The sequence below is a fragment of the Melghirimyces profundicolus genome (genome assembly GCF_003054245.1).
In the GTDB taxonomy this organism is placed as follows: Bacteria; Bacillota; Bacilli; order Thermoactinomycetales; family DSM-45169; genus Melghirimyces; species Melghirimyces profundicolus.
Map to the genome: position 1 here is coordinate 180,993 of NZ_QBKR01000001.1, position 16,191 is coordinate 197,183.

At 54.6% G+C, this 16,191-nt stretch carries 11 protein-coding genes; 10 read left to right on the forward strand and 1 reads right to left on the reverse strand.

The window, feature by feature from the left end; all coding sequences use genetic code 11:
* The first annotated feature begins 48 nt into the window (after positions 1-48).
* Positions 49-1,512, forward strand: a complete 1,464-nt coding sequence (locus C8P63_RS00875; protein ID WP_108021436.1) for a sulfatase family protein — start codon at positions 49-51, stop codon at positions 1,510-1,512.
* A 245-nt stretch (positions 1,513-1,757) separates the two neighbouring features.
* On the opposite strand, the gene C8P63_RS00880 is transcribed toward C8P63_RS00875, so the two are convergent.
* On the reverse strand, positions 1,758-3,026 hold the full coding sequence (locus C8P63_RS00880) for an anaerobic sulfatase maturase (RefSeq protein WP_108021437.1): 1,269 nt from the start codon (positions 3,024-3,026) through the stop codon (positions 1,758-1,760).
* Between the two features lie 435 nt (positions 3,027-3,461).
* On the opposite strand from C8P63_RS00880, the gene bglX reads away from it, so the two are divergent.
* From bglX to C8P63_RS00930, 9 genes are all read left to right on the forward strand, one after another.
* A complete protein-coding gene (gene bglX, locus C8P63_RS00885; RefSeq protein WP_211308217.1) occupies positions 3,462-5,573 on the forward strand; it encodes a beta-glucosidase BglX in 2,112 nt (703 codons plus the stop codon).
* A gap of 412 nt (positions 5,574-5,985) precedes the next feature.
* Positions 5,986-6,972: a LacI family DNA-binding transcriptional regulator gene (locus tag C8P63_RS00895; protein ID WP_108021440.1), complete on the forward strand. Its 987-nt coding sequence runs from the start codon at positions 5,986-5,988 to the stop codon at positions 6,970-6,972.
* 20 nt (positions 6,973-6,992) lie between these two features.
* A complete protein-coding gene (locus C8P63_RS00900; protein WP_108021441.1) occupies positions 6,993-7,604 on the forward strand; it encodes a YesL family protein in 612 nt (203 codons plus the stop codon).
* Positions 7,605-7,683: 79 nt separating this feature from the next.
* On the forward strand, positions 7,684-8,976 hold the full coding sequence (locus C8P63_RS00905) for an ABC transporter substrate-binding protein (protein WP_108021442.1): 1,293 nt from the start codon (positions 7,684-7,686) through the stop codon (positions 8,974-8,976).
* 10 nt (positions 8,977-8,986) lie between these two features.
* Complete coding sequence (locus C8P63_RS00910) at positions 8,987-10,450, forward strand: sulfatase family protein (protein ID WP_245920610.1); 1,464 nt, start codon at positions 8,987-8,989, stop codon at positions 10,448-10,450.
* A 45-nt stretch (positions 10,451-10,495) separates the two neighbouring features.
* Positions 10,496-11,428 (forward strand): carbohydrate ABC transporter permease, encoded by a 933-nt coding sequence (locus C8P63_RS00915; protein ID WP_108021444.1) that lies wholly within the window; start codon positions 10,496-10,498, stop codon positions 11,426-11,428.
* 2 nt (positions 11,429-11,430) lie between these two features.
* Positions 11,431-12,288, forward strand: a complete 858-nt coding sequence (locus tag C8P63_RS00920; RefSeq protein ID WP_108021445.1) for a carbohydrate ABC transporter permease — start codon at positions 11,431-11,433, stop codon at positions 12,286-12,288.
* A 28-nt stretch (positions 12,289-12,316) separates the two neighbouring features.
* A complete protein-coding gene (locus C8P63_RS00925; RefSeq protein WP_108021446.1) occupies positions 12,317-14,674 on the forward strand; it encodes a beta-galactosidase in 2,358 nt (785 codons plus the stop codon).
* A 109-nt stretch (positions 14,675-14,783) separates the two neighbouring features.
* Positions 14,784-16,133 (forward strand): glucoamylase family protein, encoded by a 1,350-nt coding sequence (locus tag C8P63_RS00930; RefSeq protein WP_108021574.1) that lies wholly within the window; start codon positions 14,784-14,786, stop codon positions 16,131-16,133.
* Positions 16,134-16,191: the final 58 nt, after the last annotated feature.

The following is a 16,191-nucleotide window of genomic DNA, read 5'->3' on the forward strand; positions in this document are numbered from 1 at the left end:
ACTGTTATTTTGAAGTATTTATTATTTTGATTGAGAGGAAGTGTTCTTTTGAAAATACTTTATATTGATGTGGACTCTTTACGTCCCGATCATTTGGGATGCTATGGCTATCATCGCGAAACCTCGCCGCATATAGACAGTCTTGCGGAACGGGGGGTCCGTTTCACCAACTATTACGCTTCGGATGCACCATGTGCCCCTTCCCGAACCGCCCTGTTCAGTTCCCGGTTCGGCATCCATACGGGTGTTGTCAACCATGGCGGGTTGCAAGCGGATCCGCGTCCGGTCGGTGCCGATCGTCCGTTTAATTATCATCACACGGAGCATCAGGCATGGGTCGATACCTTGCGGTTTAAAGGTTTCCATACCGCGATGATCAGCCCGTTTGCGGGTCGTCATGCTGCCTGGCACATCCTGCAGGGGTTTCTTGAGGTTCATGATACCGGTAAACACGCCGGAGAAACGGCAGGCGACGTGTCAAAAGAAGCGTTACGCTGGATTAAAGAACGGGGAACCGAAAAAGAAAATTGGTTTTTATACTTGAATTTCTGGGATCCTCATACCCCTTACCGAACACCTGTTGAATACGGCAATCCGTTTGAAAATGACCCTGCGCCGGAGTGGCTGACAGAGGAGATCATCGCCCGACACCGGGACAGCTACGGGCCGATGAGCGCGCGGGATTTACCGAGGGGCGATCAATGGCCGGGACTTCCGGAAGAAATTGCGTGCCGTGAAGATTTCAAGAAGTGGATTGACGGCTACGACACCGCCATTCGTCATGTGGACGATCATATCGGAGAGATTCTCCATGCGCTGGAAGAACAGGGCATTCTGGATGATACGATCGTGATTGTATCGGCCGATCACGGTGAAAACCAGGGGGAGCTCAACGTTTACGGAGATCACCAAACGGCCGATCATATCACGAGTCGCATCCCATGCATCGTGGCCGGTCCCGGAATCAAGCAGGGACATGTCGATGACGACTTTCACTATCAAATCGATTTTGGGCCAACCTTTACAGAACTGGTTGGCGGTAAGCCAAGCAAAAAATGGGATGGAGAAAGCTTTTTACCTGCCTTGACCAACGGTGAATCATCCGGACGTCCGTATCTGGTCGTCAGCCAGTCGGCCTGGAGCTGTCAACGTGCCGTCCGTTTTGATAACTGGATTCTGATCCGCACGTACCATGACGGGTTGAAAGAGTTTCCGGACCTGATGTTGTTTGATGTGGAAAATGACCCGCACGAAACGAAGAACCTGGCGGACGAGCGGCCGGAAATCCTTGCAAAGGGTTTGCGTCTCCTGGACGAATGGGTAGCCGAGCAGTTGAAGACGTCAGATTCCCCGACGGATCCGATGTGGAGTGTCATCCATGAAGGCGGTCCATTCCATACAAGAGGAGATTTCGCTCTCGACAGTTATCTGGACAAACTGCGCAAACAGGATCGACATGCGGCGGCGGACAGACTGGAGCGCCGTTATCGTCCCGAAAAGTTTGACGAGTGACCCCTTAGCCAAGTCGGAATTGATGCGACAGAAAAGCTGGGGGATCGGCTTGGTTGAACGGTGCTCCGGCGTTGCAGGTGCAGCGGCTTTGATCACCGTAATGGTTGACTGGAAACATAAAAAAGCTGTACGGATTGAATCCGTTTCCGTACAGCTTGCCGGCCCGGAGTCAGGGTTTCTTTTGCAGAGCCGTCCTGAGGGTTGATTAAAGTACCCGTTCATATCAAGGGTGACCTGTCCCGAACTTATATCTGTTTTCCCGGTCGTTTCAGCGATTCGCAACATTTCTTGAACTTCTTTCCGCTGCCGCAGATACATGGATCATTCCGCTTTGGCAGCTTTAATCCGGTATCGATATACTCTTGCAACCAACGTTTTTTCACGTTTTGGGCAACAACTTCCATTCGTTCATGAGCATATGCGTAGATTTGTTGATAGCTTTGACAGAAATAATCCACATCGACCTGTGTTTCGTCTTCCCCAAAACTCCAAGTCCGGTTACGCGGGCATCCGCCGTGACAAAGATCAAGATAGCGGCAGTTTCGACACGGGTCGGGCAAAGTCGGTTTGAGACGAAGAAACTCCTTATAAACCGGGTTATTTAAAATATCCTCCAAAGGATCCGTTCCCACATTGCCAAGCTTATATTGGTCATGAATGAAAAAATCACAGGGATAAGCATCACCGTTTTGCTCAAGAATTAATGTTTTTGGACACGTTTTGCGGTGAATGCATAATTCCGCCTCCCGGTGTACGTAAACATTTAACATATTATCGAAAAAACGCACCGAAGTGATCGGGTCCCCATCGTTGTACCAAACATCGAATGCTTCACAGAGAAAATTTCCATATTCCTCCGGTGTGATCAGATAAGCTCCCTTCTTATCCGTCTCCTGTGCCAGAAAGTCCATACCGGGGATAAACTGAACAAACGCAAACCGCTCCTGTTGATAAAAATCCATCAACCGCTTGGCTTGGTTTACATTATTTTCATGGATGACCGTCAGGATGTTAAAATCCACATCATATTTTCGTAAATAGTGAATCCCGCGCATCACCCGATCAAAGCTTCCTGCACCTGAACCCGTTGTTCTTCTTGCATCATTGATCTCTTTCGGACCATCCAGGCTGACACCGACCAAGAAGTTGTATTTTTTGAAAAACCGCGCCCATTCGTCGTCAATTAACGTCCCGTTGGTTTGCAATGAATTGTTGATCATTGTATGGGGTGAAGCGTATTTTGCTTGGTATTGGACCACTTTTTCGAAAAAGTCCAATCCTGCAAGCAAGGGTTCGCCTCCCTGCCAGGCAAATTTCGCAACACCGTTTGTTAACGCCATATATTCCTTGATGAATTTTTCAAGGACTTCATCGTCGATTCGGTCGATTTTTCCCGGTTTTCCACCGCATCGGCTGTAATAACAGTAATCACACGCCAGATTGCACGCTTCTGAAACCGTCTTCCACATGACACCGATGTTTCCGTGATCCGATGTTAAGCAGGCTTCTCTCATCCGTTGTTCACTCCTTCTGAATCCATGTTTTAAGGATGTCGTATTAAGATAGGTTTTAAGAGAGTACACTCTTTCCCGTCCGACTTCTCGCTTTCATTCCGGTTTGATCGGGCTGGGTTTTCCGCTCGTATGATGGTATTATTGAAAAAATCAGATAAAGTGCAGTTTGTCGTTATACTATAACGAAGAGAACGAAACGTTTCAACACCTTCGTAAGCTGGAACCCGCCAAGGGGAACCGAAATCCTTTTTGAACCGGGATGTGCCAGGTCGGTCAGGATTGAGTTTCTTTTTAAATCGTTTGAATGGCAATATACAAAACCATCTTATTATTGAGTATCATAGATTAAATTTGTATCTGGCAGATGGGGCAATGACCCGGCGGTGAATCATTACGGAAGTAAATCCGAATGAAAAGGGGAGCGGAAGGACGATGATGAGACATACAAAAGATGACACCGAAAGAAAAATCGAGCAATATCTTTCGGAAATGACTCTGACGGAAAAAATCGGGCAGATGACGCAAAGGGGGAAAATCACGGAGAAAGAGAAGCAAATGCTGCGGGAGGGAAAGATCGGGTCATTCCTGAACCTGAGAGGTGCGGAAAACGTGTACGAGATTCAGAGGATCGCGGTGGAGGAATCCCGACTGGGAATCCCGCTGATCATCGGGGATGATGTGATCCACGGTTATAAGACCATCTTCCCGATCCCCCTGGCCGAGTCCTGCAGCTGGGATCCGGAACTGATCGAGGATACGGCTGCCATTGCTGCGAGAGAAGCGTCCGCGGCGGGAATCCACTGGATTTTCGCGCCCATGGTGGATATTGCCCGGGATCCCCGCTGGGGCAGAATCGCCGAAGGGGCAGGTGAAGATCCCTATCTCGGCGGGGTGATTGCCGGAGCCCGGGTGAGGGGTTTTCAGAGAAACCCTTCGAATCAGCCCCGAGTGGCGGCCTGTCCCAAACACTTCGCCGCATACGGGCTGTCCGAAGCCGGCAGGGATTACAATACGGTCGATGTATCCGACATCCGGTTGCGTCAGGTTTACTTTCCCCCTTTCCGGGCGGCGCTGGAGGCCGGAGCCGTCACATTGATGTCGGCATTCAACGACCTGAACGGCGTTCCCTGCACCGGAAACCGTCGGCTGCTGCGGGATGTGCTGCAGGAAGAATGGGGCTTTGCCGGGTTCGTAGTCAGCGATTGGTGCTCCGTCGACGAGCTGGTCCAACACGGCTATGCCGCCACCCGGGAAGAGGCGGCGATCCATGCGGTGAATGCGGGGACTCACATGGATATGCATTCCCGCGTTTACACGGAAAACCTTGAGCGACTCGTTCAGGAGGGAAAGGTCTCCGAAGCCACCGTCGACGATGCCGTCCGCCGGATTCTCCGCGTCAAATTCTGGTTGGGTCTCTTTGAAAACCCGTACCCGGAACGAAAGTCGAAACACCCAGTCTTCCTGTGTGGGGCACATCGGGAGAAGGCACGGGAAGCAGCCCGGAAATCCATCGTTCTGTTGAAGAACGAGGGGTCGCTGCTGCCCCTGGATAGACGCACTGGTTCCATCGCCGTCATCGGTCCGCTGGCGGAAGCCCGGCAGGACCTGATGGGATGCTGGGCTGGTCAGGGAGACGCGGAGGATGTGGTGTCGGTGTTGTCAGGAATCCGTCATAAGCTGGGAAGTCGGGCCACCCTTCTCCATGCCCGCGGATGCGGGACCGACGGCGATGACAGAAGCGGGATCGGGGAAGCGGTGAGAATCGCCCGGCGGTCGGACGTCGCGGTCCTGGTGGTGGGTGAAAGCGCCGGGATGAGCGGAGAAAACCGGAACCGCACCTCCCTGGAGTTACCGGGGGTTCAACGGGATCTGGTCCGGGCCGTCTTTGATACTGGGACGCCGGTGGTACTGATCCTGATCAACGGCCGTCCCCTGTCGATTTCCTGGGAAGACCGGCATATCCCGGCCATCCTGGAAGCCTGGCAGCCGGGTACCGAAGCCGGCCATGCGATCGCCGACATTTTGTTCGGTGATGCCAATCCGAGCGGGAAGCTGTCCGTCACTTTTCCCCGCACGGTGGGACAGGTGCCCATTTACTACAACCACAAACATACCGGGAGACCCCGGGAAAAAAGCTATGTCGACTGTCCGGAAACGCCGCTGTATCCCTTCGGTTACGGGTTGAGTTACACCCGGTTTGAATACCGGAACCTGAGGTTGAGCAAAAAGGCGACCACGCTTCAAACTCCGCTGTCGGTATCCGTGGAAGTCCTGAACGCAGGCAAGTTCGAAGGAGAAGAGACGGTCCAGCTGTACATCGGGGATATGGCGGCAAGTGTGACCCGACCGGTGAAAGAGTTGAAGGGTTTCCAAAAGATATCGCTCAAACCGGGTGAAAGAAGAGAAGTGACCTTCACCCTGACGCCGGATCATCTTGGATTTTACGATGAGGACGGGGAATTCAACCTGGAACCGGGCCGGTTCAAAATCTGGGTCGGGCCCCATTCCGCCGAAGGGTTGGAGGAAACCTTCGAATTGCTCCGATGAAACCTGCACCAAGGCAGGAGGTGTCCCGAAGCGTTTGAAGGGGAAGCGTTTACCCAAAATAGCGACTTTGCTGTCCTGCCCAGCGGAGAATCAGCCGGCAAGGGCGTTCAGGGGCAAAAGCTTCTCTGTGTTGCATCCGAAGGTGTTTTACCCCTGCCCACAGCAGGATTTGCGGTTGATCGTTTATCATAACGAGCAGCTTTTTGGCGGATCCGACCAAATACCAGTTACTGATTAAAATAACCAAAAACTCTTGCATTTCAGATTGGTCTTAAGTAATATAAACATAGAATTGAAACGTTTCGAATTGCTGTCTGGAAATGCGCTGAAGTCGATCGCTTAAAGCCTCGATATTTTTTACACAAAATGTTAAAAACGTTTCGATTTTATTTCTGTAAAGCGGTGATGAGGATTGGCCACGATCAAAGATGTCGCAAAATTGGCGGGGGTCTCGATATCGACGGTGTCCCTGACGCTGAACCAACATCCCAACGTGAGTCCCGAAACGAGAAAAAAAGTGTGGAAAGCGGCCAGGGAGTTGCAATATCAGCCCAACGGAATTGCCAAAGACCTGAAATCGGTCCGGACGAAAACGGTGGGGCTGGTTTTGTCGGATTTATCCGGCCCCTTCTATTCCGAACTGATCCGGGGAATCCAGGAGGTGACCACGGCCAACGGATATGATCTGGTGGCGATGAGCGCGATCGGCGGGAGCGGGTCCCCCGCCCGCTACATCCGGGAAAAAAGAACCGACGGGATGATTATTCTGGCCCATGATATCGATTCCCATCTCATATCACAGGCGGGGCGCGAGAAATTTCCCATCATGGTGCTGGACCGAAAACTGGAGTCCGATCATGTTTTCAGCGTGACGGTTGACAACCGGAAGGGGGCGTATGAGGCAGGCGAACACCTGATTCGCTCCGGATACAGAAAGATTGCCTACCTCGCGGGTCCAAACGATTCGACAGATAACGCAGAGCGGTTTGCCGGTTTCAAAGAGGCGATGGAATCCCACGGGTTGGAGGTTACACCTAAGTGGTACATCCAGGGAGGGTTTACCAAGCAGGGCGGTTATCGGGCGGTCAAACTGCTCGCCGCTCAGCACATCCTGCCGGAGGCATTTTTTGCAGGCAACGACGAAATGGCGATGGGTGCGATGGAAGCGCTTACGGAATTGGGTATCCGGGTTCCGGCCGATGTGGCCGTCGTCGGATTTGATGACATCGAGTTGGCCGCGTACATGAGACCGCCCCTTACCACGGTTCGGCAGCCGATGTTCGACATGGGTTATACCGCGGCCACCCTGCTGTTTCGGTTGCTCGACGGGGATCGGAGCGTCCGTTCCGTGGTTCTGGATACGGAGCTGATCGTACGCGAATCTTGCGGGAGTAAGTGAAGGCCAAAGGAGGTTCCGTGATGGAGTTTCAAGGTTTTCTCGGACCCGTCTACCGAATTTGCGAATGGATCATGCGCCTGGCCTGTGTCAATTTGCTTTGGATCTCATTTACTTTCCTCGGATTGGGGGCATTCGGCATTTTTCCGGCCACTCTGGCGATGTTCACCGTGGTACGGGGATGGTTGCAGGGGCGGGACGTCCCGGTCTTCCGCACGTTCTGGCGAACCTACCGAAAGCGCTGGAGCGATGCCAACGTGCTGGGGTACTTGCTCCTGGCGGCCGGTGTTCTCCTTTATGCGGACTTCCGGCTGATGCTGGGGATGAACCATCCGTTTTTCCATCTTCTTGCATTCGCCGTTCTCGGTGTGGGTCTCCTGTATACCGTGGTGCTGTTATATGCCTTTCCTCTGTTTGTCCATGTTCCCTTAACCAAATGGGAGACTTTCCGTCACGCTCTGTTCACCGGGGTGAGCCATCCGTTCCGGACCCTGGTGATGTTTGCGGGGGTAACGGTGATCACGCTGATCAACCTTTCCTTTCCGGGATTGCTTCCTTTTCTGAGCGGGAGTGTGGTTGGTTTGGTGTTGATGGCGTTGGTTCTCCCCACTTCGCCGGCTCCGGCCGAACATTAAAGGGGGTGTTGCCCATCGATCGGGGTGGTTCATCGGTGTTTTTGCTTGAATGACTCAAACCGAGAAGGGAGAGGGGAAAATGAAAAAAACCAAAATCCTGGTGAAGTTACCGGTACTGTGCTTGTTTGTGGTCACCGCCCTCGCCGGGTGCGCTGAACCCAACCAGGCGGAAGGGAAAAAAACGGTGAAGTTCTGGTACACTTGGCAGGGGCCGGAAACCAAAGAAATGGAGAAACTGATCGATGAGTTCAACGCGAGCCAGGACAAAATCAAGGTGGAGGGATTGAGTCAGGGAGATGTCCAGAAGCAGTTGACGGCAATCGTGGGAGGCAATCCGCCGGATCTGGCGGTGCATCCCGACGAAAACCGATTGGCTTCCTGGGCGCACAAGGGAGCGATGCAACCCTTGGATCCCTATATCAAAAAAAGCGGCTACGACCTGAACGATTTTGTCCCGGGCGCCCGGGAAGCGGTGCAATACAAGGGAAAGACTTACGGAATCCCGATGGGGATGAACACCTGGATGTTGTATTACAACAAAGATTTGCTGAAAGAAGCCGGCTTTGACGGGCCGCCGGAGACCATTCAGGAGCTTAAAAAGTACGCAAAGAAACTGGACCGGACGAAAGAGAACGGTCGCCTGGAAAGGCTGGGGCTGAACCCGGGAGCCAACTTCCAATACATCTGGATGTATTCCTTCGGAGGGAAGATGTGGGATCCCGAGTCCCAAGAAGTGACGCCGACCGATCCGGGATTCCGATCCGCCGTCGAGCTCATCGGGGAAAACTGGAAGCGCCACGGTGCCAAAAACATGGACCGGTTCCAATCCGGGCTGGGGAAATACAATTCGGCGCAGAACCCCTTCCTTGCGGGCAAACATGCCATGTCAATCGACGGGATCTGGTTGGCCTCGTTCATCGATAAATATGCTTCCGACATGAATTACGGTATCGCTCCCATCCCCTACGACGAAAACCATCCGGAAGCGAAAAAGACCGGCTATATGAACGTCAACCTGCTCTATATCCCCAAGGGAGCCGAAAACCCCGACGCCGCCTGGGAATTTCTCAAATGGGTGACCGCCAAGGAACAGATGGTCAAGTTTGATTCGGGCATCGGCAACCTGCCTCCCCGGAAGAGTGCGATCGGCGATCCGGCGTTTGACAAGGTTCCCGGTATTGATGCGTATACGAAATATGTCAAAGAACGCGATTTGCAACCGCTTCCGTCCCTTCCGTTCATGACTGAATATCTGGCCGAGATTCAGAAGCAGACGGACGCGATTTACCGCAAGAAAACCTCTCTCGACGATGGATTGAAGGAAATCGAAAAGAATGTACAGCCAAAGGCGGATAAAATCCTGAAAAAATAAGTTGAGGGGGATGTTTGTGCGGGTCCTTTACATCGATATCGACTCTCTCCGCCCCGATCACCTGGGATGCTACGGGTATCACCGTAAGACCTCGCCGGTGATGGACCAGCTGGCGGAAGAAGGAGCCCGTTTTACCGAAGTGTATGCGAGCGACGCACCTTGTCTTCCTTCCCGAACGGCTCTGTTCAGCGGCCGGTTCGGGATCAAGAACGGTGTCGTCGGTCACGGGGGAACCGCGGGGAACCCTTTCATCCAAGGAGTCGGGCGCGGCTTCCGCGACCGGTTCGGGGAGGAGAGCTGGCCGGCCCTCCTCCGCAGGGCCGGCATGCGGACCGTCACCGTGTCCACCTTTGCCGACCGTCACAGCGCCTGGCACTGGTACGCCGGATTCAACGAAGTGTACAACCACGGAACGTGCGGTGAAGAGGGAGCGCACGAAGTTGTTCCGTACGCTCTCCGGTGGATCGAGGACTACGGTACGGAAGAGAATTGGTTCCTTCACGTGAACCTGTGGGATCCCCATACTCCTTACCGGGTACCGGAAGATTACGGAAATCCGTTTCAACAGGAGCCGGCTCCGACGTGGTTGACGGAGGAGATCCTCGCAGAGCACCGCACCGGCTTTGGCCCGCACAGCGCGCGGGAACCGCACGGTTTCGGCGGCGAGCGGGTCGACCGCTGGCCGCGGGTTCCCCAAGAGATCGGGTCGTTGAACGATTACAAACAGTGGATGGACGGCTATGACACCGGCATCCGCTATGCGGACGAGCATATCGGGCAGTTGCTGGAGGCTCTCGAAAAACAGGGCGTTCTGGACGAAGTGTTGATCATCGTAAGTGCCGATCACGGTGAAAGCCAGGGGGAGATGAACGTTTACGGCGATCATCAGCTGGCCGACACGTTTACCTGCCGGGTCCCGCTGATCATCAAAGGACCGGGGGTCAAACGCGGGGTGGTGGACGAAGCGTTGCACTACCACCTCGACCTGGCCCCGACGGTCTGCGAATGGATGGGTGTGGAGATTCCGCAGGATTGGGACGGAAGAAGCTTCGCTTCCACCCTGCGGTCGGGGGAGCCGAAGGGTCGGGAGCATTTGGTCCTCAGCCAGGGGGCCTGGGCTTGCCAGCGGGGAGTGCGCTTTGGTGACTGGTTGTTTTTGCGAACCTACCATACCGGACTGAAAGATTTGAAACCGACGATGCTCTTCCACCTTCGGGAAGACCCGCACCAAACGAAGGACCGGGCCCCGGACCGCCCGGATATCGTCGGAGAAGGGAAGGCCCGTTTGGAATCCTGGTTAGCGGACACCATGGTGGATTCCGTGAAGAATATGGATCCGATGTGGACCGTCTTGCGCGAGGGAGGCCCGTTCCACACCCGAGGCATGCTTGAGTCGTATGGTCGTTGGTTAAGGGAGACAGGACGCGGGGAGCATGCTGAATATTTGGAAGCGCATCCAACGGGTCTCCCGTAAAAAAGTTTGGAATGTAGACAACAGTTATTGCATGGGGGGGTTGTGATGTTTACCCAATCGGCTGCTAACAGGAAAACATCGAACATCATGACGGTAAAAGAGCGTCGGGATCAGTGGTTGGGGTTGGCATTCGCCTCCCCATTTATACTCGGATTCCTGCTGTTGACGATGATTCCCTTCGGCCAATCTTTTTACTACAGCTTGACGGAATACGATCTGTTCGGTGAACCCCAGTGGGTGGGGTTGGGGAATTATCAGAAGATCCTGGAGGATCCCGCTTTTTACAAATCGTTGACCAATACCTTTTTTATGGCGTTCATCGCGGTGCCCATCCTTTTGACGGTCAGCTTGATGATCGCGTTGTTGCTCAATCTGAAAGTGAAAGGGATTGCCGTTTACCGTACTCTCTATTATCTGCCGGTGGCGATTCCGGTCGTCGCCAACTCCATCCTGTGGCTGTGGATTTTAAACCCGCAGTACGGCATCCTGAACACGATCCTCAGGGCTTTTAACTTACCGGATCCGGCCTGGCTCCTGGATCCGATGTTCACTAAACCGTCGCTGATCATTATGGGATTGTTGGGAACCGGCGGCGGGGCATTGATTTATCTGGCGGCGCTGCAGGGGATTCCGAAGGAAATGTATGAAGCCGCTGAGATCGATGGGGCCAATGCGTGGTCCCGGTTTCGACACATCACCCTTCCCGCCCTGTCTCCGGTTACCTTGTTCCAGTTGATCATGGGTCTGATCGGAGCATTTCAGATCTTTACGGAATCCTTCATTTTTGCAAACGGTGCGACGGGCGGGCCGGATCAGTCGCTCCTGTTCTATGCCGTCAACCTCTACCAGGAGGCATTTGTCAACCTGCATATGGGATATGCGTCGGCGTTGGCCTGGATCCTGTTCGTCATCGTGATGTTGATAACCCTCATCATTTTCAAATCGTCCCTTCGCTGGGTCTATTACGGGGGTGAATAAAGATGGAGAAACGGATCCACCCAAGACGCAGTTTTGCCTATCATCTCAAACATACCATCTTACCACATGCGGTCCTGTCTCTGGTGGGGTTGTTCTTTCTCTTTCCTTTTATCTGGCTTCTGTTGAACTCGGTGAAGACGCCTCAGGAAATTTTCACCATCCCGCCGAAGCTGTGGCCGGAGGAATTTCAATGGCAGAACTATGTAAAGGCTTTCCAGTCGATGCCCTTTTTCGGCTACGTGCTCAACACGCTGTTCCTTGTCTTTGCCAACATCGTCGGCCAGCTGTTTTCGGCCCCGTTGGTCGCCTATTCTCTGGCCAAGATCCGCTGGAAGGGAAGAGGGGTCGTTTTTGCTCTGGTTTTGGCGACTGTCATTCTCCCGCCGCAGGTAACGATGATTCCGATGTACATCATCTTTGCCAAGCTGGATTGGGTGAACACGTACCTTCCCCTGATCCTTCCCAGCTTTTTCGGAACGGCGTTCAATATTTTTCTCGTACGTCAGTTTTTGCTGGGGATTCCCAATGAACTGTCTGATGCGGCCCGGATCGACGGGGCTTCGGAATTCCGGATTTACTGGCAGATCATGCTTCCCCTTCTCATGCCTCCCTTGGCGACCATCGCCATCTTTACCTTTCAGGGGGTATGGCACGACTTCTTCGGTCCGTTGATTTATCTCAACGATGAACGGTTGTGGACCATCTCGGTGGGACTTCAAGGTTTCCTGCAGGAGCACGGGGCCCAGTGGGAACTCCTGATGGCGGCGGCGACCATGTTCACCCTCCCCTCTGTCATCGTCTACTTCATCGGACAACGATATTTCATCCAAGCAGGTACGCAACTGGTACAGTACAAGTGATATCTACCGTGAGTGAGGAGTGATCGGGTTGAAAACGGTCAAGGTGGAAAAGGGACGTTTCGTGATCGATGGGGAAGAAACTTTCCTCTACGGTGGGGAACTGCATTACTTCCGGGTCCCGCGGGCGGAGTGGGAACAACGGCTCGATCTCTTGAAGGAAGCGGGCTGCAACCTGGTGGGGACGTATGTACCGTGGTTGTGGCACGAAAAAGAAGAAGGAAGGGTGGACCTCACCGGTGACACCCGGGAAGAGCGGGACCTTCGGGCGTTTCTGGAACTGGTGGAAAAAAAGGGGCTCTATGCCTTTCTCCGTCCCGGGCCGTATGTGATGGCGGAGCTCCGGGAACAGGGGATCCCGGAGTGGCTCCTGGACCGCTATCCGGAGATCATCGCCCGGACGGCCGACGGGAAGGAGCACCCGACACGTGTGGTGGCGTATCAACATCCTGTTTTCCTTGAAAAAGTGCGCCGATGGTACCGGGAGGTGAACCGGATTGTTGCGCCGTTCCAATGGACGGAAGGCGGACCCGTGATCCTTTATCAGCTTTGCAACGAAGTCGGCATGTTGCATTGGGTGTCCAACACCTCCGACTTCAACAGTGCAACCCTTTCCCGGTTTGAAGCGTACCTGGAGGAAACCTTCGGCAGTGTCGATGCGCTGAATGAGCGGTTTGGGGTGGCGGCCTCTTCTTTTTCCAACGGGATCGAAACGTTTCAGAAAGGAGATCCGTCCCTCTCCATCGAGTGGAAACGGTTTTGGCGGATCTATATCCGGGATTACCTGGAAGAGCTGCGCCGGTTCGCCGAAGCGGACGGCATCCGGGTTCCCTTCGTGGTGAACGTTCACGGCTTCAAGGACTATTCCATTTACAGCCGGGGGACGGATTATCCCATCGGGTTGTCTCAGTTGTACGGGGCGGCCCGGATGGACCGGACCGTGTTGGCAGGGGATTTTTACCCCGGTCGGATCGGTTACGACAACTACCACGATCTCGTGCTGGCGTCGGCGTTTACCCGGGCGGTGTCTGACCAGGAGCAGCCGTTGTTCTCGGCGGAGTTTCAGTCGGGCCGGCTGGCGGACCGTCCCCGCCTCGTCCCTCAGGATCTGGATCTCAATACGCGAACCTGTGTCGCCCACGGGATGAATGCGTTGAACTACTACATGTTCATCGCCGGGGAAAATTACGAAGATATCGGCCTGTTCGGACGGCGTCATGAATGGCAGGCCCCCGTCGACTCAAAAGGCCGTCCCCGGGAACATTACGCCACCGCCCGGCATCTCGGCCGGGTGTTCCGGGCGCTGGGAAAACGGCTTCTGTCCGCGGAAAAAGTCGTCGATACCCACGTCGGTTTCCTCCCGGACGATTACATGACCGAGGTGATCAACGAGGGGGAGCGGGCACGTCTGGGGGAGCTGGCCGCCAAACGGGAACATTTCGCATTTGAGGGGATCCTGCGCCTCCTGGTGGCGGCCAATATTTCCTTTGATGCGGTGGATCTGTTGCGACCGGTCTCTCCCGATGAAGTTCCTTCTTTGTGGGTCTTTTCCACCGAATATATGGACCCAGCATTGCAGGAACGACTGGTACAGTATGTGCAGGATGGAGGAAAGCTCGTTCTGTACCCGGAGATCCCCACGAAGGATCTCAAGGGAAATCCCTGCCGTGTGTTGGCCGATCAGTTGGATCTCGGGGAGTGGGAGCGCGTTTCCGGGAACGATACGGTGGATGTGCCGGGGATGGATTCCGTGGCGGTCAAACAGCGGCTGCGGTTCACCCGGCACGACGGCGAGGAATTGGCTGTTCATACGCGTCACGGTAAGCGGGAGACGGCAGCCTACCACAAGAAGGCGGGTGCCGGTGAAGTGCTGGTCCTCGGCATCGCCATCGGCCAGGATTTTCAATACCAGCTGGACGTGATCCGGATCTTGGCCGAACGCATCGGCATCCGGAGCCGCCTGAAGGCGGAAGACCCGTATTTATCGCTGGTCGAACGGCGCAAGGAATCCGAATCCTTCCTCTTTGTCCACAATTACGACGAAGTCGAGCACGGTTCGGTGTTGTACGAGGGGGAGAAGGCTTTGTTCGACGGGGAGAAGATTGTGCTTCCCCCGCGGTCGGGGGCGATGTTCCTGCGGAACATCCCCGTCGCTCCGGGCCTCTCGATCCAATATTCCACGGCGGAAATCACCCGGCTGGAGGCCGTTCCGGATAAGGTGGAATTATCCCTTTGTCCCGTGGGGCCGAAGGGGGTATTGAAGCTGAAAATGGAGGCGGACTGGAAAACGGATGGGGATGCCCGGCCGACACCCGACGGTCTCCGGCTGGAGATCCGTGAACCGCTGACCATCACGCTTTCCCTGGACGGAGCCGTTCAGAGGACGTGATGAGGGATCTTCTGACAACGAAACAAGGTGCTTCCCGGCTTTCCGGGGTTCGAAGGAGCGCAGTTGCCGGGTGAGTTGGACCATCCTTAAATGAGGTGATCGGATGCGGATGCGAAAATGGGTTGTCTCCCTGTTGTCTCTCGTCCTCGTTGCCAGTCTCCACTTTGCATCGGCGTCGGCTGCGCCCGGTGTCGCCAACCCGGGTTCCGACGCCGAACTTCGAAGCGTCGCCCAGCGGACTTGGCAATACTTCGCCGACCACACGGATCCCCATACCCATTTGCCCCTGGACGAGGTCCGGATCCTGGACAGCGGGATCAAAAAAGCGGAGCACACGTCACCCACCAACATCGGGATGTACATGCTCAGCACCGTTTCCGCCCATGAGCTGGGGTTCATCAAAAGAGAAGAAGCCGTCCAGCGGATGCAGGGGACGCTGAACACCCTGGAAAAAATGGAGAAGTGGCGCGGGTTCCTCTACAACTGGTATTACACAAAGGATGCCACATTGAAGAAGGACTGGGGACAGTTTATCTCCTCGGTGGATAACGGATGGTACGCCTCCGGCCTGATCGTGATCCGGCAGGCTTACCCGGAATTGTCGGAGGAGGCCACCGCCCTGTTGGACGCGATGGACTTCGCCGACCTTTACAATCCGGAAGTGGGGCAGCTCTACGGGGGGTATGACGTCGCCAAAGGCTCGTATACCGGTCATACTTATGGCATGTTTAACACCGAACCCCGCGCCGCCAGCTATATCGGCATCGGCAAGGGCGATCTGCCGACAGAGCATTGGTGGAAGATGTACCGCACCTTCCCGCCGGAGTGGGAACAGCAGCAGACTCCGGAGGGCCACACGGAAAACTACGATGGGGTGGACGTCTATGAAGGTCATTACGAATACAAAGGGATCCAGTTTGTCCCCAGCTGGGGCGGCAGCATGTTTGAAACCCTGATGCCGACCATTGTCATCAAGGAAAAAGAGCTGGGCCAAAAAGGATTGGGCCTGAACGACAAACGACAGGCGCAGGTACAGATGGCCTTTGCCAAGGAGAAAGGGTATCCCGCCTGGGGCTTCTCCCCCTGTGCCATTCCCGACGGTTACACGGAGTACGGGGTGGCCGAAGCAGGAACCTGGAAGGACGGTTACAAAGATGACGGCACCGTCACTCCTCATGCCAGCATCCTTGCCTTGGACTTCCTGCCCGGCGAGGTGAAGAAGAATATGAAAGTCCTGAAAGAGCTGGGTGCCTATGGGAAGTATGGGTACTACGATTCCGTGAACGTCAAAACCGGCGAAATCACCCCGGCTTATCTGGCGCTGGACCAGGGGATGATCATGGTCTCCATCACCAATCACTTGAAGGGGAGCGTCATCCGGAATTATTTCCACCAAGACAAAGTGGGAAGAACGCCGGAACGCCTCCTGGAAATTGAGGAGTTTTCCATACAGGATTGATGGGTTTCCCGATGGTGCATGAATGGTGAAAAGTAAAGATTGGGATGGCGCATCGCGC

What these genes read in the sequence shown, in the direction of transcription:
- C8P63_RS00880 (WP_108021437.1), bottom strand. Translation starts at nt 3,026, where the DNA reads ATGAGAGAAGCCTGCTTAACATCGGATCACGGAAACATCGGTGTCATG.
- C8P63_RS00900 (WP_108021441.1), top strand. Translation starts at nt 6,993, where the DNA reads ATGGAGTTTCAAGGTTTTCTCGGACCCGTCTACCGAATTTGCGAATGG.
- C8P63_RS00920 (WP_108021445.1), top strand. Translation starts at nt 11,431, where the DNA reads ATGGAGAAACGGATCCACCCAAGACGCAGTTTTGCCTATCATCTCAAA.
- C8P63_RS00910 (WP_245920610.1), top strand. Translation starts at nt 8,987, where the DNA reads ATGTTTGTGCGGGTCCTTTACATCGATATCGACTCTCTCCGCCCCGAT.
- C8P63_RS00915 (WP_108021444.1), top strand. Translation starts at nt 10,496, where the DNA reads ATGTTTACCCAATCGGCTGCTAACAGGAAAACATCGAACATCATGACG.
- C8P63_RS00930 (WP_108021574.1), top strand. Translation starts at nt 14,784, where the DNA reads ATGCGAAAATGGGTTGTCTCCCTGTTGTCTCTCGTCCTCGTTGCCAGT.
- C8P63_RS00905 (WP_108021442.1), top strand. Translation starts at nt 7,684, where the DNA reads ATGAAAAAAACCAAAATCCTGGTGAAGTTACCGGTACTGTGCTTGTTT.
- bglX (WP_211308217.1), top strand. Translation starts at nt 3,462, where the DNA reads ATGAGACATACAAAAGATGACACCGAAAGAAAAATCGAGCAATATCTT.